Consider the following 22,056-nt stretch of genomic DNA (forward strand, 5'->3'; position numbering starts at 1 on the left):
AATATAAGCAATAATAACTACATATAGTAGTTAATTTTGTTAATCCTAATGATGTATCTCAATTGTCACACATATTACAGCTTGCGTTATGGCACTATTGCTCCAAAGCAATTATTAGCCATTGCTTCAGAAAATGGGGTGAACACACTGGCACTAACCGATATCAACACGACTTCTGCTTGTTTGGATTTTGTGCGTTTATCTAAAAATTATAAAATCAAACCAATCATTGGAGTCGATTTTAGAAATGGTGCACAACAACAGTTTATTTTGATCGCAAAAAATAACCGTGGATTTCAAAACATCAATAGTTATTTATCTCGCTTTCTCCATAATCAAGAATTACAAATTCCTAGTCGACCAGAACAAGAAATTGCAGATTGCTATGTGATATATCCTTATCAAAAAGGGAAAGATTACAAGTTAAAACACAACGAATTTTTAGGAATAGCTCCTAAAGATTTAAATGCCTTGAAATTTTCAAAATGGGCTACTTTACAAGATAAATTGGTCATTTTAAAAACGGTCTCCTTTCAAAATAAAAAGGGCTTTAATACGCATCGTCTACTAAGAGCTATCGACAATAACACCTTACTAAGCAAACTATCAAAATCTGAAGAAGGTCAACAAAATGATATGATGCTACCCTACGAGCAACTGCTCAACACCTATCAAGAGTTTCCAAAGCTTATTCAAAACACAAAGCGTCTAGTGAACAATTGTGCCATCCATTTCGATTTTTCACCAAAAACACCCAACAATCAAAGTACTTATACCAATAATGAAAAACTCGATTTTAGACTTTTAAAGAAGCTTACCTATCAAGGTTTACATTATCGTTATAAAAGACCTGGTAATCGCATTTTTGAACGCATTGAAAAAGAACTCAAAATCATTGAAGAAAAAAGCTTTGTATCTTACTTTTTAATCAATTGGAAAATCTTAAAATATGCCAGAAGCAAAAACTATTTCTATGTTGGTCGTGGGAGTGGCGCCAACAGTATTGTGGCCTATTTACTTCGCATTACCGATGTTGATCCTGTTGAACTTGACTTGTATTTTGAGCGTTTTATTAACCTCTTTCGTCAAAATCCGCCCGACTTTGATTTAGATTTTTCATGGAGAGACCGAGATGATATTACAGAATTTATTTTTAAAACATTTAAGAATACCGCACTCATCACAGTGTACAACACCTTTAAATTCAGAGCTTCTATCCGTGAATTGGGTAAAGTATTTGGTTTGCCAAAATCGGAAATGGACACTCTTACAAGGGGAAAATATCAAATAAATCAACTTGATAAGCTATCACAACTCGTCATTAAGTATAGTACCTACATCGAAGGGTTCCCAAACTATTTAGGCATTCATGCAGGAGGTATTTTAATTTCAGAAAAGCCTATTCATTATTACGGTGCCACATTTATGCCTCCTAAAGGATTTCCCACGACCCAGTTTGACATGGTCATTGCTGAAGACATCGGCCTGTATAAATTTGATATTTTAAGTCAGCGTGGCTTAGGAAAAATTAAGGAAGCCGTAGAAATTGCTCGGTATAATCATCCTAAAAAACCAGCTATCGATATTCATGATATCAAGCGATTTAAAAAAGATGAACGTATCAAAGACTTACTTCGAAATGCCAAGGCTATTGGGTGCTTTTACGTAGAATCACCAGCCATGCGAATGCTCCTCAAAAAACTGCAAGTGGATAACTATCTTGGATTGGTAGCAGCAAGTTCTGTTATTAGACCTGGAGTTGCTAAAAGTGGTATGATGCGAGCTTATATTTTGAGATATCGTTATCCTGAAAAGCGTAAAGAAGCCCACCCTATATTGGCCAAACTTATGCCAGAAACTTATGGCGTTATGGTCTATCAAGAAGATGTCATTAAAGTAGCTCATCATTTTGGCGGACTTACCCTAGGAGAAGCCGACATGTTACGTCGTGGAATGTCTGGAAAATTTCGTTCGCGGGAAGAGTTCTTGAAAGTGAAACAGCGGTTTTTTGATAATTGCAAAAACAATGGTACTCCAGAGGTCTTTACAGCCGATGTTTGGCGACAAATTGAAAGTTTTGCGGGTTATGCCTTTGCTAAAGGCCACTCGGCATCTTATGCTGTTGAAAGTTACCAAAGCTTGTTTTTAAAAGCGTATTTCCCTTTGGAATATATGACAGCAACCATCAATAACTTTGGAGGTTTTTATCGTACCGAACTTTATGTTCATGAAGCCAGAATGCATGGAGGCATTATAGAACCACCATGTATCAACACCAGTTATACACAAGCTATTATTAAAGGAAAAACTATTTATTTAGGCTTCATGTTCTTACAATCCTTTGAGTCAAAACTCATGAAAGCGATTGTCAAGGAACGCACTCAAAATGGCATGTTTAAGAGTTTGAATGACTTTCTCGAACGGGTCACTATCTCCATAGAACAAATAACCATTCTCATTAAAATTAATGCTTTTAGATTTACAGGAATTAATAAACGAGAACTGCTTTGGGAAGCACATTTAAAAATCAGTAAAACAGTGGTTCAGGAACATGTTATGACCTTGTTTAAAACAGAAAAAATTAGCTATAAAACACCTCAACTTTCCAGTACGGATTTAGAAAATGCTTTTGACGAAATAGAACTCTTAGGGTTCCCACTATGCAATCCGTTTCACCTATTGGAACAGCCATCCACAAATGATTTGCGTGCTAAGCATCTCACACAGCTTCAGCATAAAACAGTCACCATTGAAGGGTATCTGGTCAGCACTAAAAACACCAGTACCTCTAACGGAAAGCGTATGTATTTCGGTACGTTCTTAGACTATGATGGTGATTTTATTGACACCGTTCACTTCCCTCCTGTCGCAAAAAAGTATCCGTTTCGAGGAAACGGTATCTATACTATCACAGGAAAGGTTATGTTAGAATTCGACTGTGTCACGATTGAAGTATCAACGATGGAACGCGCTGCGATTATTGAAGACCCTCGCTATGCCATAAAATCTTTAAATCCTACATTTCAGAAGAAAAAAAGCTTTGAAGACCTGAAAGCCTTATGAGAAATGAGCGTTCAATAGTACATATGGATTTGGACACTTTTTTTGTGTCTTGTGAGCGTTTACTCGACAGTCGTCTCAATGGAAAACCAGTACTCATTGGTGGTACTAGTGATCGAGGTGTGGTAGCATCATGTAGTTATGAAGCACGACGCTTTGGCGTTCATTCTGCCATGCCCATGCGTATGGCAAAACAATTATGTCCTGAAGCGATTATCCTTAGAGGAAACTCGGGAGTATACACTAAATTTTCTCAAAGTGTGACCGAAGTAATCAAAGAAAGTGTTCCTTTATATGAAAAAACCTCTATTGATGAATTCTATCTGGATCTCACAGGCATGGATAAGTTTTTTGGATGCCATAAGCTAGCATCCGAATTGCGACAACGCATTATAAAAGAAACAGGCTTACCCATTTCATTTGGGTTATCTCTCAATAAAACGGTCTCTAAAATTGCTACAGGTGAAGCGAAACCCAACAATGAAATACGTGTACTGTCAGGAACCGAAAAACCTTTTTTAGCTCCTCTTTCAGTAAAAAAAATTCCAATGGTAGGTCATGTCACTTACAAAGCGCTCTGTGATTTGGGTGTTAAACGGATTAAGACGGTACAAGAAATGCCTATGGAATTGATGCATAAAGTTTTAGGTAAAAACGGACTTTCCATTTGGAAAAAAGCCAATGGCATCGACAATAGTCCAGTAGTCCAGTATCACGAACGCAAATCCATTTCTACCGAACGCACCTTCAACAAGGATACAACTGATGTCTCTAAATTAAAAGGCATCGTCATTGCCATGGCCGAAAACTTAGCGTATCAGTTACGTCGCGGCAATAAACTAACGGCCTGTATTACATTTAAAATACGTTATTCCGATTTTCAAACTTATACGCAACAACAACGCATTCCGTATAGTGCCATGGATCATAACATCATCCCAGTCGTTTTAGATTTATATCAAAAACTCTACAACCGTAGATTGTTAGTGCGATTGGTTGGTGTCAAATTTAGTCACCTAGTGGAAGGCGGTCATCAAATTCATTTGTTTGAGGATGACGAAAAACTGCTACACTTGAGTCAGGCTATCGATAAAATGCGTGAACGCTATGGTGACAGAGCTGTAATTTCTGCGGCTGGAATGCAGGCTAGAACGATTAGTCGCTGGAACCCCTTTACCGGAGAACCACCTCCACTCTTAGCTAATAGGCGACAATAACGATTAAAAACCGCTGCCAAATCATAAAAACACAATGACTATATTTGTGTCATGGATTCAGTTATAAGATACACAAGAAAAGTACCTACTTGGAAAGTTATACTAGGTTTTGCATTAGTGTTTATGAGCGTATATGGCTTCATATTCGTCAGCGTCTTTAATGGCATTATATTTATTATATTGGCATTCTTACTAATGAAAACGGAAGGATCAGAGATTGATTTGGAGTCAAAAACCTACCGAAAAATACAATCATTCCTCGGGATAAGGATTGGTAAATGGCAACCGCTACCTCAAGCCGAATATATCTCTGTATTTGCAACTACTGAAGACATCACGGTAAGAGCTGTTTCAGCTCAAACCACCAATACGAGAGACATTATATTATTGAATCTATTTTATGATCGCAATAAAAAATTTCCTATTTACGCAACTAATAATCTTAAAGATGCTTTCGATGTGGCTTCCCATATTGCTGATGCCTTATTAATAGATGTATTGGACGCGACGAAAAAAGGAGATTATCAATGGGTAGACAAAAACATCCTAAGGGACGAAGGAAAAATTGTTTATGTAGAATAAATTTAGATCATGCTTCCCCAAAAACTCCAACATAAATTAAATCAAAGAGCCGAGGAACAAAGCTTACGATCATTAGATGCATCGAACCGCGGCATTGATTTCTGCTCTAACGATTATTTGGGCTTTGCCAAGTCTAAGGAGCTCTTTGATAAGACTCACGAATTCCTTAAAGAACGAAACATTAACCAAAATGGAGCAACGGGATCCCGACTCTTATCAGGAAACCACCCACTATACTCACAAGTAGAACAACAAATAAGCGCGTTTCATAAAGCTGATAGCGCTCTCATTTTTAATTCTGGCTACGATGCCAACTTAGGGTTTTTTTCATGTGTTCTTCAGCGTCATGATATCGTATTATACGATGAATACTGCCATGCCTCTATACGCGATGGGATTATCATGAGCAATGCCAAATCTTACAAATTTCAACACAATAATTTATCTCATTTAAAAGAATTAATTGAAAAAAATGATAAGGAACATACCGTATTTGTCGTTACTGAATCTGTATTTTCCATGGATGGTGACACACCAAATTTAAAGGCTTTAGCATCTATTTGTAACACATTTAATGCTCACCTTATTATAGATGAAGCTCATGCCTTTGGACTTTTTGGAACCTCAGGTGAAGGACTAGTAAACCAGCATCATCTTGAAAACTCAGTGTTTGCTAGAATCATTACGTTTGGTAAAGCACTTGGCTGTCATGGTGCCGCAATTTTAGGTAGCCATGACCTTAAAAAGTATCTTATCAACTTTTCAAGATCACTTATCTATACCACGGCACTCCCTCCACACAGCTTGGCGAATATAAAAATAGCTTATGAGTTGCTGGCTAAAACTTCTGAAAGAAACCATTTACAGCGTCTTATTTTATGTTTCAAGAAAACGGTTCAAACAATGCAGCTTCAACCGTTATTTATTCATAGTGAATCCGCCATCCAAAGTTGTATTATTCCTAGTAATGAGATGGTTAAAAAAGGAGAAGCACTTCTTCAAGATCAAGGTTTTAATGTCAAAGCCATTCGTTCACCTACAGTTCCTAAAGGGACAGAAAGACTACGTTTTTGCTTACATAGTTTCAATACTGAAGAAGAAATATCGGAAGTCTTGTTCTTACTTAGTACCTTTGTAAAAACATTATGAAACCCTTTTTTAAGGAAGATGAATGAGCCCAACTTTTAAAACCATTGCAAGGTTTCAATATACCACTGAAGCCCAAATAATCAAAGGTCGTTTGGAAGCTGAAGGTATAGAAGTCTTTTTACAAGATCATATGACCATTGATACCGATCCTTTAGTAAGCCATGCGATTGGTGGTGTAAAAATGAAGGTTCGTGCGGAAGACGCTATGAAGGCTCAGCACATATTGAGCATGATTAAACCGTATGCATTAGATGATGAAGGTAACCCGATTCGATGTCCGAATTGTCAAAGTGAAAAGGCCGAATTAGTCTCTACCATCACCGATTTGAAGTCGTTTTTTGCGTTTTTGATTGGCTTTCTATCAGGCACCTTACCATTTCATACGCGCTACAAGTACAAATGTGAAAATTGCCAAACAGAATTTAATTTGAAATGAACACTTACTTTATCACAGGTATTGGTACCGACGTTGGAAAAACAATTGCTTCAGCCATCATCACTGAAGCGCTAGAAGCCGACTATTGGAAGCCTATTCAAGCTGGAGAACTTGACAATAGTGACACTCATAAGGTGTCGCGTTTCATCTCCAATAATCAGTCGAAATTTCACAGGAATAGCTATGCTTTAAAAACACCAATGAGTCCACATGCGGCTGCAGATATTGACGACGTGGTGATAGACTTAAAGCGCATTAAACCGCCAAAGACAAAAAATAATTTGGTCATTGAAGGTGCTGGTGGATTACTCGTTCCCATCAATAAAACGCATACCATTTTGGATCTCATTCAACCGCATTATAAAGTGATTGTCGTATCAAGACATTATCTCGGGAGTATCAACCATTCCTTACTAACCATTAACTTGTTAAAAAATAAAGGGTTTGACGTATCCGTCGTGTTTAGCGGTAATCAGCATGAAACAACCGAAGCAATAATCAAATCAATGACCAACGTCCATATTATTGGGCGCATTGATGAAGAACCTTACTTTGATAGAAATGTCATTAAAGAATATGCCAACAAATTTAAAGACCATTTATGAGTTTAAAAAAACGCGATCAAAAGCACCTGTGGCATCCTCTGACGCAGCACAAATTACACCCGGAATCTATTGCAATTTCTAAGGCAAAAGGTTGCATTCTAACGGATGAAGATGGCAACAGCTATATTGATGCTATTGCCTCATGGTATACCTGTATGTATGGTCATTGCAACCCTCACATTACCAATCAGGTCATGGAGCAAATGCAACAGCTGGATCAAGTTGTTTTCAGTGGCTTTACCCACGAGCCAGCTGTAGCGCTTTCGGAAGCACTGATAAAAATACTTCCCAAAAACCAAAACAAGCTGTTTTTTAGTGATAATGGTTCTACAGCAGTTGAAATCGGCATAAAGATGGCACTTCAATATCACTATAACAAAGGACAACATCGTCATGTATTATTAGCTTTTGAAGACGGCTTTCACGGCGACACTTTCGGAGCGATGAGTGTTTCTGGGCTTTCTGTCTATAACGGTCCTTTTGAGGAATATTTTTTAGAAGTCATCCGTATTCCAACACCAAATGGCACCAATCATCAAGATATCCTAAAACAAATCGAAATCCTTGCTGCCAAATATCAAATAGCAGGTTTTGTCTACGAACCTTTGGTTCAAGGAGCTGCTGCTATGAAAATGCATAACGCAGAGGGATTAGAATTGATTTTACAATCCTGCAAATCGAATGACATTATTACCGTGGCCGATGAAGTCATGACGGGATTTGGCAAAACCGGTACTTATTTTGCTTCAGAACAAATGACGACTCAACCAGATATAATCTGTATGAGTAAGGCACTTACTGCAGGATTATTGCCTATGGCTATTACGAGTTGTTCGGATAAGATTTATGACGCTTTTTATAGTGACGATATGAGTAAAGGTTTTTTTCATGGCCATACTTACTCAGCAAATCCTTTGGCTTGCAGAGCGGCACTTGCTGGGATAGAACTATTGACATCTAAAGACATACAACGGCATATTCAACGAATCATAAATTCTCACAACGCATTTGCACAACATATGTCATCCCACCCTAAAGTAAAAACAACAAGACAAACAGGTGTTATATTCGCTTTAGATCTTGATGTAGAAATGCAACGATACGGTCATTTAAGAGATAAATTATTCCAGTTTTTTATGACTCATGGTGTCTTTTTAAGACCCTTAGGAAACACGATATACATTTTAGCACCTTACGTGATTTCAGATAAAGAACTAAAACATGTTTATGATACCATCGAAGCGGCTCTAGACATTATTTAGTCAACTTCGAGTAACTTGGGTTGCAATTGTATTTTTTCTTGAGAGTCTTTAACAAGTACATACAAACTATCATAGTCCCAGGTTCCATTAGCCTTTTCGGCTAAAACAACAATCGTTCCTTCGCCATTTTTTCCTTCAATCGGGATTTTAAGGTCTGCTTCGCCTCGATTGTTCTCTATACTGATATTACCTTTAAAAATACCATAGGTGTCAATGGGAGCTCCTAAAGCATTCATCACCTGATCATTGGATTTGGCCAAGCTCACGGCATGTTCATACGGCTCTGAATTCTTAACAATTTTTGAAACGCCAAAAATAGCAGCTCCAATTCCAAAAACAAATAGTAAAATGACTGTTAAACAGCCACCAACAGGTAATACCCATAACCAATTTCTTCCAAACCAGTTTTTTTGTTTCTTTTCTTCCATATTCTAATGGTATTATTTAATCATAAATATACAATATCCTATTTTTGCACAAAACCATGTGCTTGCTAAAACAACCCATATCCATAACAGCTCTAGCTTCCATTTCACCGCTTGGATCAAAATCAAGTGATATTTGGAATCACTATAACCACCATGAACATTGTTTTTCAAGCGGTGATGAAGGTCTTATAGCCAAAATAAAACCTGAATCACGACAGGATATTGATCATCTGAAAAACGCCAACCCCAAGTACAAATCATTAGACGATTCTGTGCTATTTGCCATTTATGCTGCTCGCAAGGCCATTAAAAATGCCCAATGGGACGCCTCCGATAACTTCGGAATTAATATTGGATCCTCACGAGGTGCCACATCACTATTTGAAAACTATCATAAGCAGTTTCTGGAACAACAAAGTACAGAAACGTTAACATCTCCTACCACAACACTTGGTAACATTTCATCTTGGGTCGCACATGATCTGCAAACTAAAGGTCCAGAAATATCACATTCTATTACTTGTTCCACGGCACTACATGCCATGCTGAATGGGATCGCATGGATTGCCGCAGGTTTGACAGATAAATTTCTAGTAGGTGGTAGTGAAGCTCCATTAACGCCCTTTACGATTGCACAAATGAAATCATTAAAAATTTATGCGAGACCCGAGAATAACTTAAACAAACTAAAAGATTCACCCTATCCCAATCAGGCGCTTAATATTCATAAAAAACATAACGGTATGATTTTGGGAGAAGGCGCTGCTGTTGCTTGCTTGGAACCTGGTATAAAACCCAACGCTTTAGCACATATCGGTGGTATTGGTTACGCTACAGAACTATTAGAGCACGGCGCGTCATTATCTGCTAACGCCACCTGTTTTCAACATTCCATGCGTATGGCTATAGGTGATTTAAGCCCTGATGCTATTGATATCATTGTGACTCATACACCAGGCACTATCAAGGGAGATCAGGCTGAACTAAATGCCATAGACAAAATTTTTTGTAACAAAACTCCTGCACTTACTACTAATAAGTGGAAGATAGGTCACAGCCTTGGAGCCTCTGGGCTTTTTAGTGTGGAAATGGCAATTTTGATGCTTCAACATCAAAAGTTTATTCCCGTTCCCTATTTAAAATCCGTGGCGCCCAAACACATCAAAAATATCCTAATTAATGCGGTTGGATTTGGTGGAAATGCCGTGTCTATTTTACTTTCAAAATAAAATTGTTAGACCGATTTAAAGGTCTTATATTTCAATATTAATTTTAAACACTAACCCTTATGGAATGGTTTTCTGCTTTAGATGGGTTCTCTAAATTCTTTTGGATCATTGCACTCATTGGCTCATTAATGTTTGTTTTTGTAATGATCACGACATTTATTGGTGTGGATGGTGGTGATGATATAGGCGACTTAGACACGGATATGGATGCTGACACAGGTATCGGTTTTCAATTTATCACCTTTAAAAATCTCGTTGGATTTTTTACCATTTTTGGGTGGACTGGTGTCGCCTGCATAAACGCTGGATTTTCAAAACCCGTAAGTGTTATTACAGCTTTTGGTTGTGGCTTATTAATGATGGCTATCATGGCTGCTATGTTTTTTTCAATGCGAAAATTAGCAGACAGTGGGACATTGAATTATAAAAATGCTATTGGTGCTATTGGTGAAATTTATCTCACCGTTGGTGCAAATCGCACTAAAATGGGCAAAGTAAGTGTGAGAGTCCAAGGATCGTTAAGAGAATTGGAAGCGCTTTCAGACTCACTGGTCGAACTAAAATCAGGGACGCTTATCCAAGTCGTTGACGTAACCAGCAACGGCATCCTAATCGTTGAACAAACTAAAAAACCTATAGAACCAATTAAAACAGAAACCTATGAACTACCTTCTGACACAACAAAACTTTGATTTAGGCTTTCCGATTGTGATCGTGATTGCAATCCTTATTGTATTTGTCTTCTTAATCATTTTGATCAAACGTTACAAACGTTGTCCTTCTGACCGCATTTTAGTGGTCTACGGAAAAGTGGGTGGTGGACAATCTGCTAAGTGTATTCATGGTGGTGCTGCCTTTATTTTTCCAGTTATTCAAGATTATGAATTCTTAGACTTAACACCTATCTCCATTGAGGTCAACTTAGTCAATGCCTTATCCAAGCAAAACATTCGTGTCAATGTGCCGTCTCGTTTCACTATTGGTGTCTCTACGGAGCCTGGTGTGATGCAAAATGCTGCGGAACGTCTTTTAGGTTTGGCAATGCAAGATGTACAAGAACTGGCAAAGGAAATCATTTTCGGACAACTTCGTTTGGTTGTGGCCTCTATGGACATTGAAGAAATTAATAACGATCGCGATAAATTTTTAACCAATATTTCACAAAGTGTTGAAACCGAATTAAAGAAAGTTGGTCTGAAATTAATCAACGTAAACATTACAGACATCGTTGATGAATCAGGCTACATTGAAGCGCTAGGTAAAGAAGCTGCGGCACATGCCATCAACGCTGCGCGTAAATCAGTTGCTGAAAAAACGAGAGATGGTTCCATTGGTGAAGCTAATGCTGTACAAGACGAAAGAACACAAGTTGCTGCAGCCAACGCACAAGCAGTTGAAGGTGAAAACACAGCAAAAATTGCAGTGGCTAATTCCGATTCATTGCGTCGTCAACGTGAAGCAGAAGCAGAGCGTGTGGCTATCGCTGCTGAAAAAGTACAAAGTGCAAAAGCATTGCAAGAATCTTATGCTGCAGAGCAAGAGGCAGAAACTGCCAGAGCAGAGCGTGAACGTTCGTCTCAAATGGCAGATGTTATTGTTCCTGCGGAAATTGATAAACGCAAAGTAGAGATTGATGCAGAAGCTGAAGCTGAGCGTATTCGACGTAAAGCAAAAGGGGAAGCAGATGCGATTTTATTCAAAGCGCAAGCGGAAGCTCAAGGTCAATTTGAAATCCTTACCAAGCAAGCAGCAGGTATGGAACAAATTGTAAAAGCCGCAGGTAATTCTAGTCGTGACGCTGTATTATTATTAATCGCAGATAAATTACCAGAATTAGTGAAAACTCAAGCCGATGCCATAAAGAATATCAAGATAGACAAAGTGACCGTTTGGGACAGTGGTAAAGGTGAAGATGGCAAATCATCAACTGCCAATTTCTTATCAGGAATGTATAAATCGGTTCCTCCTCTTCAAGAAGTCTTTAATATGGCAGGTATGGATTTACCAGAGTACTTAAAGGGTAAAGACAAGTCAGAGTCTAAAGAAGCTGATGCGCTTCCAAAGACAAAAAAAGATGACCATCAATAATAAGAGAATCCGCTTTAGAGCGGATTTTTTTTGTTGTTAACTTTATAAGTATCTTTATCATAAATCGAAAAAAATGAAAACGTATCTTTTCTTGATTTGTGTGCTCTTGCAATCTGTACTGAACCTTCAAGCTCAAACAGACCCTAACATCTTTGATAAATTTGAATCTAAGTTTTACACCATTGATGGTTATAACATCAACGTAGAAGTCCTTGGAGAAGGAGATCCCATTTTCTTTTTACCAGGTGGTCCTGGTAATTCCCATGATTATATGCAAGGTGCCTTTGGCCAGTATTATAAGTCAAATCAAGTTGTCTTTTTCGATTGGTTAGGTCGCGGTAAAAGTGACGATGCCAAGGATAGTTCTGAATACAGTGTCGAAAATGATGTTGCGATGATTGAAGCACTTCGTAAAATCTTAAAACTCGATAAAATTTCTATTGTTGGACATTCCTACGGAACAGTTCCAGCTCAAGCATATGCCATTAAGTATAAGGATCGTGTAGATAAACTGGTATTAATCAATGGCTTTCATTCGGGTGCTATGTGGCAAGCCAACTGCGATAGCTATAACCATTATGCAAAAACACATTTCCCTGAAAAATGGCAAGTTGTAGACTCTTTGCGAAGCTTAGGGTATCTCTCAAGTGAAGAGCCGTTGAAGACAGTCTATGGTAATTTTCCTATTAAGTATATTTATTACCATGACACCAAACTAACCTCCAAAACGCCTAAAACAGACTATAGAGGTTGGTCTGGTGATGTCTATACAACCATCATAGGTCCTGATGGTGACTTCGATGTCTCCGGAAGTATGATAAATCAAGATTACCGACGCCAATTGAAAGCTGTAAAAGCAAAAACACTCATTGTTGCCGGACGCTATGACGGTGTATCCACACCAGAGTTCGCTATTCAATACAAGACATTTATGCCACAAGCGCAATTCGAAATGTTTGAACAAAGCGGACATAACCCTTACCTTGAAGAACCTGAAAAATTTTATATGATTTTCGAGGAGTTTATGGGTATAAAATAGGTATTTTTGAATTCAATAAAGATGAAATTCCCCATGAGTGAAACGAGAAATAATTGGACAAAAGACGAAATTTTAGAGATTTATAATAAACCATTAATGGAGTTGTTGTATGATGCCGCAACGGTTCATAGAAAACACCACGATCCCAACACTGTTCAAGTATCGACCTTATTATCCATAAAAACTGGAGGTTGCCCAGAAGATTGTGGATATTGTCCGCAGGCTGCAAGATATCATACCAATATTGAAGGCAATGATTTAATGACGGTACAGCAAGTAAAAGCCCAAGCCTTACGCGCAAAATCTTCAGGAAGTTCAAGAGTTTGTATGGGAGCCGCATGGCGAAATGTGAAAGATGGTGAAGAGTTTGATCAGGTTTTGGAAATGGTGCGCACCATTAATAAACTGGACATGGAAGTTTGCTGCACTTTAGGAATGATTACTGAAAATCAGGCACAGCGATTAGCAGAAGCTGGTTTATATGCTTATAACCATAATTTAGACTCGTCTGAAGAGTATTACAAGGAAGTGATTTCTACGAGAGGCTATGAAGACCGTTTGGAAACTATAGACAATGTTAGAAAAACGAATGTCACAGTTTGTTCGGGAGGCATTATCGGAATGGGAGAGCATGTTGAAGACAGAGCAGGAATGCTTGTGGCTTTGTCAACCTTGAACCCACAACCTGAATCGGTGCCTATAAATGCACTTGTGGCCGTTGAAGGAACACCAATGGAAAGCCAAGAACCTGTTTCAATTTGGGATATGGTGAGAATGGTGGCAACAACACGTATTGTGATGCCAGAGACTCAAGTGCGTTTGAGTGCAGGACGTACAGAAATGACTCGAGAAGGACAAGCGATGTGCTTTTTTGCTGGTGCCAACTCTATTTTTGCTGGTGACAAACTTTTAACCACACCAAATCCAGATGTGAATCAAGATATGGAAATGTTCAAACTACTGGGTTTACAGCCACAAAAACCATTCATTAAGAAAATGCAGCCACCTACAGTTGAGGCTGAAAATTCTCAATTTCAGGCCTTAGGAGAAAAACCAAAATGGTCAAGGCCTGACCACAAGATAGAGAGAAACGAAGAAGCTAAACAAAAAGCTAAAGCCGCTAAATAAGGCCATTCTTTTTGAGTTAAAGTTGAGTTGATACCAAAAGAATTCTAGCACTCAACTGCCATAAATTTTAACATGCAATTAATAAGGTTTCATAACGTTTTATTAACTTTGCAAACTAACTTTTTTTTCGATGTCTGCATTGGATCTTCAAGACATTCCTCGAGTTCAAACCATAACCAAGGAGGAATTTATTTCGCAATATTTCAAGCCACAAAAGCCTGTGGTTATAGAGCGATTTATAGAAGATTGGCCTGCTTATTCTAAATGGAGTTTAGATTACATGAAAGCTGTAGCAGGAGATAAAATAGTTCCGCTATACGATGATAGACCAGTCGATTACAAAGATGGTTTTAATGAGCCTCATGCTAAAATGAAAATGAGCGATTATGTGGATTTACTGAAAAAGGAACCCACTAAATATCGCATTTTTCTCTGGAACATTCTGAAGGAAATTCCTCAGTTGCAAAATGATTACTCCTATCCAGACTTTGGTTTGAAGTTAATGAAAAGTCTTCCGATGTTGTTTTTTGGTGGCACCAATTCACATACATTCATGCACTACGATATTGATCTCGCAAATATTTTTCACTTTCATTTTGAAGGTAAAAAACAATGCATTTTATTTGATCAGAAACAAAATGACTATTTATACAAGATTCCGCATTCATTAATCACTCGGGAAGATATCGATTTTTCGAATCCTGATTTTGACAAATGGCCTGCTTTAAAAAAGGCTAAGGGTTGGGAATGTGAATTAAAGCATGGTGAAGTTTTGTATATGCCAGAAGGCTACTGGCACTATATGAAATATCTAACTCCTGGTTTCTCCATGAGTTTACGGGCTATTGCAAGACATCCTAAAAATTTAGGTAAGGCCTTATATAATGTTTTAATCCTGCGGCATTTTGATAATTTGATGCGTCGCATTAAAGGGCAAAAATGGATTGATTGGAAAAATGAACAAGCGATTACTCGAACTTCAAAGAGATTTGATTAAATCAAGCTCGCAGTAAAAAAAGTTATAATATATTTGCAACCTCGAATTTTTACACAATAAATTATGAAAAAATTAATTTTACTTATCGCTTTGATTAATGCAACGATGCTGAATGCTCAGGTTTTTGAAGGACAAGGTGATCAAAAATTTCAAGTGGGTGCCAATATTCAGGACGAAGCTACAGGAATCACTTTAACTTATGACTATGGCTTAGGAGAAAACATTTCCGTAGGTATTTCTTCGTCATATGCCTTAGGCATTGATAGCCGATTAAATGCTGATTTTGGCGACCGTTTCGACTTAAAGGCAAGATTTAATGCGAACCTCGGAAACGTAATTAATGTTGACGACAACTTTGACCTTTACCCTGGATTAAGTCTAAGCCTTAAAAACTTTGGTGGTCATGTTGGTGCACGTTACTTTTTTAGTGATGGCTTTGGAATTTTTACTGAAGCAACCTTTCCGTTAGCAAAATATAGCAATGATCAAACCGATATAGGCTACTATATTCACAACCAATTTGCTGTAAATATTGGGGCATCTTTCAATTTGTAATAGGTTGTTCCAATAACAAAAATAAAGAAGCACTCTGCAAAATGAGTGCTTTTTTTATGGAACTAATTCTCTTATTTTATCATAGACCAAATGTGACTCCCAGCCTCTGTAAAACAGATAATCGGCGAGTTTTTTTCGCTTCTTTTGTTTATTGGTTTCACGTGTGGCATCACACTTCTTTTGTGCCAGTTCGTTAAATGTCTCGAGATACATATCAGAATCTATAGCATCAAGTGCTTTCTCAATGAGAGAAGCATGGATGCCTTTTCTTTTTAACTCTAATTTTAAACGTTGTTTCCCCCATTTTTTAATCCTAAATTTTCCACGAACATAAGAATTCACATACCGTTCTTCGTTTAGAAAGTCATGTTGTATCAGATGCACAATAATTTGATCTCTTGCTTCAGGAATCATACGCATATCAAAAAGTTTTTGCGAGACTTCTTTGTGACATCGATCTTGATAAGCACAATACCTTTCTAAGGCTTTTTGCGCTTCGTCGACCGTATATGTTTTTGGTGGATTCATTGTGTAAAAATATAACATTTTGTTAATAATTGAAACGCTGAAAACCACACTTTTATAAGTAATTTTGCTTAAATTTGCATGTTTGCTTAAACGCAAAAAAATTATTAATTCATCCCTATGAAAAAAAATTACGCCCTTATCTTAATCGCATTCCTATGTGCTGTTATGTCTTGTTTTGGACAAATAATCACTTTCGATTTTAATGGTTTAACTGGAGATGAAGTTTCTGCAACTTCAAATTTCAATGATCCTAATCTTAATACATCTACTATTACAAGAGGTGCTGGACTTATAGCTAATGGTAATGCTAACCGATTCAATGCCACAAATTGGGCTTTCACTAGTATTGCTAATGCTGTTTCTGGTGATGACTATATGGAATTCACAATATCGCCATTACCTGGATTTCAGTTTGAAATCACTACCATTGTTGTAAATTTTCAAAGGTCAGGAACTGGCCCTAGAGGTATTGCATTACGAAGTTCCTTAGATGGTTATGCTTCAGATATAGATAATGAAAAAGTGATAGTAGATAATACTGCAACACAGGTTATCAATTTTACTGTAAACCATACGAATCAGACCTCTCCTGTAACCTACAGAGTCTATGGTTGGGCAGAATCACCTTTTGGCACTGGAGGTTTTGAAGGCTCAGGAGATGATATAATTTTAAATGGTAATGTTTACACGTCGTGTACCGACGCCGTAGATTTCGCGAATATACAATTCCCAAATACTCCTCAAACCATTACTGTGGGAGACAACCTTAACGTCTATGCGCGCGCTTATGAACCTGGTGTTACACCAACTGTTGGACCTCAGGCCAATATTACTGCTTGGATTGGTTACAGCACTAATAATACAAACCCGAGCACTTGGACGAATTGGGTGCCTGCGACCTATAACGTACAAGTAGGTAATGATGACGAATATCTTGCTGATATTGGTGCAGCCATTACGGTTCCTGGCACCTATTACTACGCTAGTAGATTTCAACTCAATGGTTGTGGCTTTGAATATGGAGGAACTGCTGGAATTTGGAATAACGACTCTGTTGAATTAACCGTCAATCCTGACCAAGTCAATTTCTGTAATGTAGATTTTCCAAAAACGGCTACGATTACAACTGGTGATAACCATTTTGTTTATGCGCAGGCTTACGAGCCTGGCGTGACTGATGCTGCAGGACAAGGTAGTAATTTAGAAGCGTGGATTGGCTACAACACTATTGGGATCAACTACCAACCATGGCAAACTACTGGTTGGACATGGGTTCCTGCTACCTATGATTCTGATGCCAATGGCATACAAAATGATCAATATATAGCTGAAATTGGTTCTGCCCTACCAGCAGGTACGTATTACTATGCGAGCCGTTTCCGACTTAATGGAAGTGAGTTTAGTTACGGTGGAATTCAGGCTGATAATACGGGTAATTTTTGGGATGCAACCAATAATAATGGGACACTAGTTGTCAATGATCCTCCTGTTGCAGATGTTGTGATAACAGAAATCATGTACAACACGCCAACACCAGGAAATGATTACGAATGGATTGAAATATGTAATTTAAACGGTGCACCTGAAGATATTAGTAATTATACCATTGACGTGAATGGCACTGTGAGGTTTACGTTTCCAGGAAGCACAAGCATTCCTGCAAATAGCTGTATCACTGTTTTAATTGGATATGATGGAGGTACAGTAACCATCGATTGTCCGTTTACTCCAGATTATTCAAATCCTCCTGGCACGACAAATTTCCTGCCTAATGGAGGTGCAACGGTTGAATTGGTAGCACCAAACACCACTTCCGTAGCTGACATTGTGGTTTATGACGATGCGGATAGTAATGCTACGGATGGTAACGGTAGCTCTTTTCATGTGATTGATGCAACTTTAGACAATTCTGATACAAACTCGAACTGGCAAGCCGTCATTACAGGAGGATCTCCAGGCAACAATACCTTGGTCTCTCCTTGTACCATGCCAGAATTGCAATTAGTCGATGCTTCAAATACAGATCGAGCCTGTGGTGCTTTTACTATCAATTTTGGTTCTCAAGCGACTGGATTTGATACCGACGTCACCTTTGATATTGATAATGTTGGTTCGTCAGATTTAACGGTATCATCTCTTAATATTTCTGGAGCCAACGCTGGTGACTTTTCAATTGTGTCGCCTGCTGCACCTTTCGTTATTTCAGCAGGTAATACGCAAACGGTAACTATCAGGTTTACGCCAAGCGCTATTGGTTCAAGAGCAGCATTACTAACCATTAATAATGATGATAGTGATGAATCTGCGTGTACTGTTGATCTTGACGGAATTGGGACAACACCTCAACCTGAAATAAATGTGGAAGGTGATATTGGAGGTTTTCCAGACATTGCTGATGGTGATACAACACCAGCCGGATTCGACAACACCTTATTTGCGGCGCAACTTATTGGATCATCACAGGAAAAAACATTTAGAATTCAAAATATAGGTACAGATGTACTGAATGTTTCTAATATAACTGTAGGTGGAACTAATCCAGGTGATTTTACCATTTCTATTGCTCCAGCCGCGACCGTTGCTGTTTCTGGAGTTACTGTCTTTGAAGTATCCTTTTCACCTCTCGCAGCTGGTGTTCGAGAAGCGGATATCATCATAACCAATAACGACGCCGATGAAGGAACCTACACGTTTAGGGTAAGAGGTACAGGCAACTGTGTTGCCAATGCCATCACTATTTCCCCAAGTTCTGGACCTGTTGGAACCATTGTAACAGTTACTGGCACCGATTTAAGTACTGCTACTGCTGCTTTTAATGGTGTGTCAGCAACAGTAAACAATATCTCGAATACTGTAATAGAAGTCACGGTTCCTCCTGGTGCCTTTTCTGGTAATTTAGAAATCACAGATGACTCAGGCTGTCCGGGTACAGCGGCTTTTGCTGTTATTGATAATCAAATTGGCTCCTGTGAAGGTGGCTCTGCTTTAAGTGAACTTTTCATTAGTGAGGTGACCGATGCTACTTATGGTAGTTTGACATACGTTGAAATTTATAATGCCACAGGTACTGCTATCAACTTAGCGAATTATGAAATAAGAGTCTATGGCAATGGAAGTACAAGTACTTTTACATCACAAACCTTAAGTGGCACCATCAATTCTGGCGATACATTTGTTCTTACAACTGGTACTTTTGGCGTATTAGGCAATGCTGTATGTTCAACACCAGGTGGTGACGGTTCTTATGGAGACCAAGTGAGTAACACTGTTTCTGGTGTTAATGTGGTTACTGATGAGCATGATTTTATCGGGCTTTATAATTCTGGAACACTCGTTGACGCTTTTGGTGAGTTCGGTGTGAACAATTGGATGAATGGCACAGGTATTACAGGAGATAGAGGCTATAATTTTAGACGTCTAAATACGGCTACTCCATTGCCTACAACCACCTTTAATGCAAGTGATTGGAATATTATCGATTGGACAGGTTCTGGGTCAACATCTTGTCAAAGTACGAATGATTATTCAGACATTGGGATTTATGATTTTTCCACAGGAACACCTCCTTCAATTACGGCTCAACCTAATTTACCAGCTACCAATTGCGACTTAACTGCGACCATTAGCATTACTGCCGCTGAAGGGGTTTTAAACGGTAATCCACTTGTTTATCAATGGTATTTTAGCGCTCCTGGTGATGCTGGCTGGACTGCCGTATCGAATGGTGCAACCTATAGTGGTGCTACTAGTAATACATTAAATATTTTAGACGCCCTAACACTTGATAATTACCAGTATTACTGTGAAGTGAGAGAAGACACAGCTACCTGTTACAAAGCTTCTAACGCTGTAAGACTCCATATTGATAGCACTGTTTGGGATGGAACGGATTGGACCAATTCAACGCCTCCAGACTTAAATACAATTGCCATCCTTCAAGGTAATTATGATACAGGAACAAATGGTAGTTTTAGTGCCTGTCAGTTAATAGTTGATCCAACTTATTTATTGACGATTTCAGATAACACCTATGTAGAAGTTCAAAATAATGTGACTGTAAACGGTGAAATTTTAGTGGAAACAGCTGGCTCTTTTGTACAAAATAATAATAGCGGATTAGTGAACGGAGCCGTATTATCTGATAAGACAAGAATTACTGTAGAGAAGGAAACAGCCTTTATGAACTCACCTCAAGAATACACGTATTGGAGCTCTCCGGTATCTGGTGAAATCATAGGAGATGGCTTAAATGAATCTGCCGCTGACAGACGTTTTTGGTTCAATGGTCAAAACTTTAGAGATTCTACACAAGAAACCAATAATGATAATACGTCTGCCCTAGGACAAGATGATATTGATGATGACGCCAATGACTGGCAATTTGCTAATGCAGGCATGACGATGTTACCTGGTGTTGGTTATGCGGCCACTCATGATGCGGTCGGTTTTATTAATCCAGCGCAATACAAATACACATTTGAAGGTCCGTTTAACAATGGTATTTATAATATCCCTATTTATCGAAATGACATTGAAACCAACGACAATAATTGGAACTTCATCGGTAATCCTTACCCGTCTGCCATTGATGCGGATGCATTTCTCTTGGCCAATGCCAGTATAGATCAAACAGTGGGTGCTACAAATGGTGCTATTTTCTTTTGGTCACACAATACAGGTGCTAATGCCACTACAAATGGTAATGAAGTACTGAATTACGCTCAAAGTGATTATGCAATTATTAATGGTACAGGAGAAACAGCAGGAGGTGATGGTATCGTACCAGATCGCTTTATACCTTCAGGACAAGGCTTTTTTGTTTCAATGTCTGATGCTGCAGCATCATCCGTAGTCTCAGGAACCATTAGAACCACTGATGTTGTATTCAACAACAGCATGAGGGTTACTGGTAATAACGCGCAATTCTTTAGATTGTCTAATGCTAACACAGATAATAAGATTCGATTAGATTTAACATCTGATAATGGCATCTTTAACCAAATATTAATTGGATATGTAAATGGAGCCACTGATGGTGATGATGGCATGTATTATGACGCTCGAAAGAACTTATCAGCAAATGCCAGTTCTGTTTTATACTCATTGGATGGTATTAATAGCGATAAAAAGTTTGCGATTCAAGGGAAAGCTCCTAATAGTCTATCACTCGACGAAGTCATTCCGTTAGGCTTTTATACCATCATTGATACACCTGCTATTTATACGTTGAAAATTTCACAACTTGAAGGTGATTTTATGAACGACAATACAGTTTATTTAAAAGATAACTTGTTGAATATTACTCATAATTTAAGTGATAGCGATTATAATTTTACTTCTGAAGTTGGAGAATTTAATGCACGTTTCGAAATTGTATTTATGCCTGAGGCACTTTCAGTAAGTGAGAACGAAGTTGGTTCACAAGACTTAATCATTAATGACTTAGGCGATGGTGATGTTCAATTTTCAGTTGGACAACAGCTACGTATTAAAAATGTTCAAATTATTGATTTATTGGGAAGTATCGTTTATGATTTAACAGGAAACAATGCCGTAGAGGTCTACAATCTTTCAAGGTTAAGTCAATCAACTTATATAGCAAAAGTGACGCTTTCTAACGGACAAGTTATCACCAAGAAAGCCATAAAACTATAATAACAATTTAAGTACTACATGAGAGAGCGATTTCAATATACTTGTTGAAATCGCTTTTCTTATTTTCAATACGGAAACTATGAATCTTATTTTTTGGC

Annotated in this window: 17 protein-coding genes; 15 read left to right on the forward strand and 2 right to left on the reverse strand. The window is 38.2% G+C overall.

Annotation, left to right across the window (positions count from 1 at the left end; translation table 11 throughout):
• Nucleotides 1-48: 48 nt before the first annotated feature.
• Genes ACU8DI_RS02890 through bioA form a run of 7 tightly spaced genes read left to right on the forward strand, consistent with a single transcriptional unit; the run spans nt 49 to nt 8,311 of the window.
• Entirely contained in the window at nt 49-3,063 is a 3,015-nt protein-coding gene (locus ACU8DI_RS02890) for a DNA polymerase III subunit alpha (protein ID WP_447111231.1), read from the forward strand.
• Nucleotides 3,060-4,277 (forward strand): DNA polymerase IV, encoded by a 1,218-nt coding sequence (dinB, locus tag ACU8DI_RS02895; protein ID WP_447111232.1) that lies wholly within the window; start codon nt 3,060-3,062, stop codon nt 4,275-4,277. The genes ACU8DI_RS02890 and dinB overlap by 4 nt, the downstream gene beginning before the upstream one ends.
• Nucleotides 4,278-4,328: 51 nt before the next feature.
• The gene (locus tag ACU8DI_RS02900) at nt 4,329-4,859 is read left to right on the forward strand and encodes a hypothetical protein (protein ID WP_447111233.1); all 531 of its coding nucleotides are present in this window, start codon (nt 4,329-4,331) and stop codon (nt 4,857-4,859) included.
• A 9-nt stretch (nt 4,860-4,868) separates the two neighbouring features.
• On the forward strand, nt 4,869-6,008 hold the full coding sequence (locus ACU8DI_RS02905; RefSeq protein WP_447111234.1) for an aminotransferase class I/II-fold pyridoxal phosphate-dependent enzyme: 1,140 nt from the start codon (nt 4,869-4,871) through the stop codon (nt 6,006-6,008).
• Between the two features lie 22 nt (nt 6,009-6,030).
• On the forward strand, nt 6,031-6,444 hold the full coding sequence (locus tag ACU8DI_RS02910) for a putative signal transducing protein (protein ID WP_447111235.1): 414 nt from the start codon (nt 6,031-6,033) through the stop codon (nt 6,442-6,444).
• Entirely contained in the window at nt 6,441-7,049 is a 609-nt protein-coding gene (gene bioD, locus ACU8DI_RS02915) for a dethiobiotin synthase (protein WP_447111236.1), read from the forward strand. Before ACU8DI_RS02910 ends, bioD begins: the two co-directional genes overlap by 4 nt.
• Complete coding sequence (bioA, locus tag ACU8DI_RS02920) at nt 7,046-8,311, forward strand: adenosylmethionine--8-amino-7-oxononanoate transaminase (protein WP_447111237.1); 1,266 nt, start codon at nt 7,046-7,048, stop codon at nt 8,309-8,311. The genes bioD and bioA overlap by 4 nt, the downstream gene beginning before the upstream one ends.
• Here bioA and ACU8DI_RS02925 read toward each other — a convergent pair.
• Nucleotides 8,308-8,739 carry a cytochrome c oxidase assembly factor Coa1 family protein gene (locus tag ACU8DI_RS02925; protein WP_447111238.1) on the reverse strand — a complete coding sequence of 144 codons (432 nt, stop codon included), beginning with the start codon at nt 8,737-8,739 and terminating at the stop codon, nt 8,308-8,310. The genes bioA and ACU8DI_RS02925 overlap by 4 nt on opposite strands.
• Nucleotides 8,740-8,801: 62 nt before the next feature.
• On the opposite strand from ACU8DI_RS02925, the gene ACU8DI_RS02930 reads away from it, so the two are divergent.
• From ACU8DI_RS02930 to ACU8DI_RS02960, 7 genes are all read left to right on the forward strand, one after another.
• Nucleotides 8,802-9,968: a beta-ketoacyl synthase N-terminal-like domain-containing protein gene (locus ACU8DI_RS02930; RefSeq protein WP_447111239.1), complete on the forward strand. Its 1,167-nt coding sequence runs from the start codon at nt 8,802-8,804 to the stop codon at nt 9,966-9,968.
• Nucleotides 9,969-10,027: 59 nt separating this feature from the next.
• A complete protein-coding gene (locus ACU8DI_RS02935) occupies nt 10,028-10,660 on the forward strand; it encodes a hypothetical protein (protein ID WP_447111240.1) in 633 nt (210 codons plus the stop codon).
• The gene (locus ACU8DI_RS02940; RefSeq protein ID WP_447111241.1) at nt 10,629-12,056 is read left to right on the forward strand and encodes a flotillin family protein; all 1,428 of its coding nucleotides are present in this window, start codon (nt 10,629-10,631) and stop codon (nt 12,054-12,056) included. Before ACU8DI_RS02935 ends, ACU8DI_RS02940 begins: the two co-directional genes overlap by 32 nt.
• Before the next feature lie 73 nt (nt 12,057-12,129).
• Nucleotides 12,130-13,095 (forward strand): alpha/beta fold hydrolase, encoded by a 966-nt coding sequence (locus ACU8DI_RS02945; protein ID WP_447111242.1) that lies wholly within the window; start codon nt 12,130-12,132, stop codon nt 13,093-13,095.
• A gap of 33 nt (nt 13,096-13,128) precedes the next feature.
• Nucleotides 13,129-14,223 (forward strand): biotin synthase BioB, encoded by a 1,095-nt coding sequence (bioB, locus tag ACU8DI_RS02950; RefSeq protein ID WP_447111564.1) that lies wholly within the window; start codon nt 13,129-13,131, stop codon nt 14,221-14,223.
• 130 nt (nt 14,224-14,353) lie between these two features.
• On the forward strand, nt 14,354-15,220 hold the full coding sequence (locus ACU8DI_RS02955; protein ID WP_447111243.1) for a cupin-like domain-containing protein: 867 nt from the start codon (nt 14,354-14,356) through the stop codon (nt 15,218-15,220).
• A gap of 63 nt (nt 15,221-15,283) precedes the next feature.
• A complete protein-coding gene (locus ACU8DI_RS02960; protein WP_447111244.1) occupies nt 15,284-15,775 on the forward strand; it encodes a DUF6646 family protein in 492 nt (163 codons plus the stop codon).
• Between the two features lie 54 nt (nt 15,776-15,829).
• Here ACU8DI_RS02960 and ACU8DI_RS02965 read toward each other — a convergent pair whose 3' ends face one another.
• Complete coding sequence (locus ACU8DI_RS02965; RefSeq protein WP_447111245.1) at nt 15,830-16,303, reverse strand: regulatory protein RecX; 474 nt, start codon at nt 16,301-16,303, stop codon at nt 15,830-15,832.
• Between the two features lie 117 nt (nt 16,304-16,420).
• Between ACU8DI_RS02965 and ACU8DI_RS02970 the strand changes: the two genes are divergently transcribed.
• Nucleotides 16,421-21,958, forward strand: coding sequence for a choice-of-anchor D domain-containing protein (locus ACU8DI_RS02970; protein WP_447111246.1), 5,538 nt, complete (start codon nt 16,421-16,423; stop codon nt 21,956-21,958).
• Nucleotides 21,959-22,056 lie beyond the last annotated feature (98 nt).

The organism is Psychroserpens sp. BH13MA-6 (assembly GCF_052983595.1).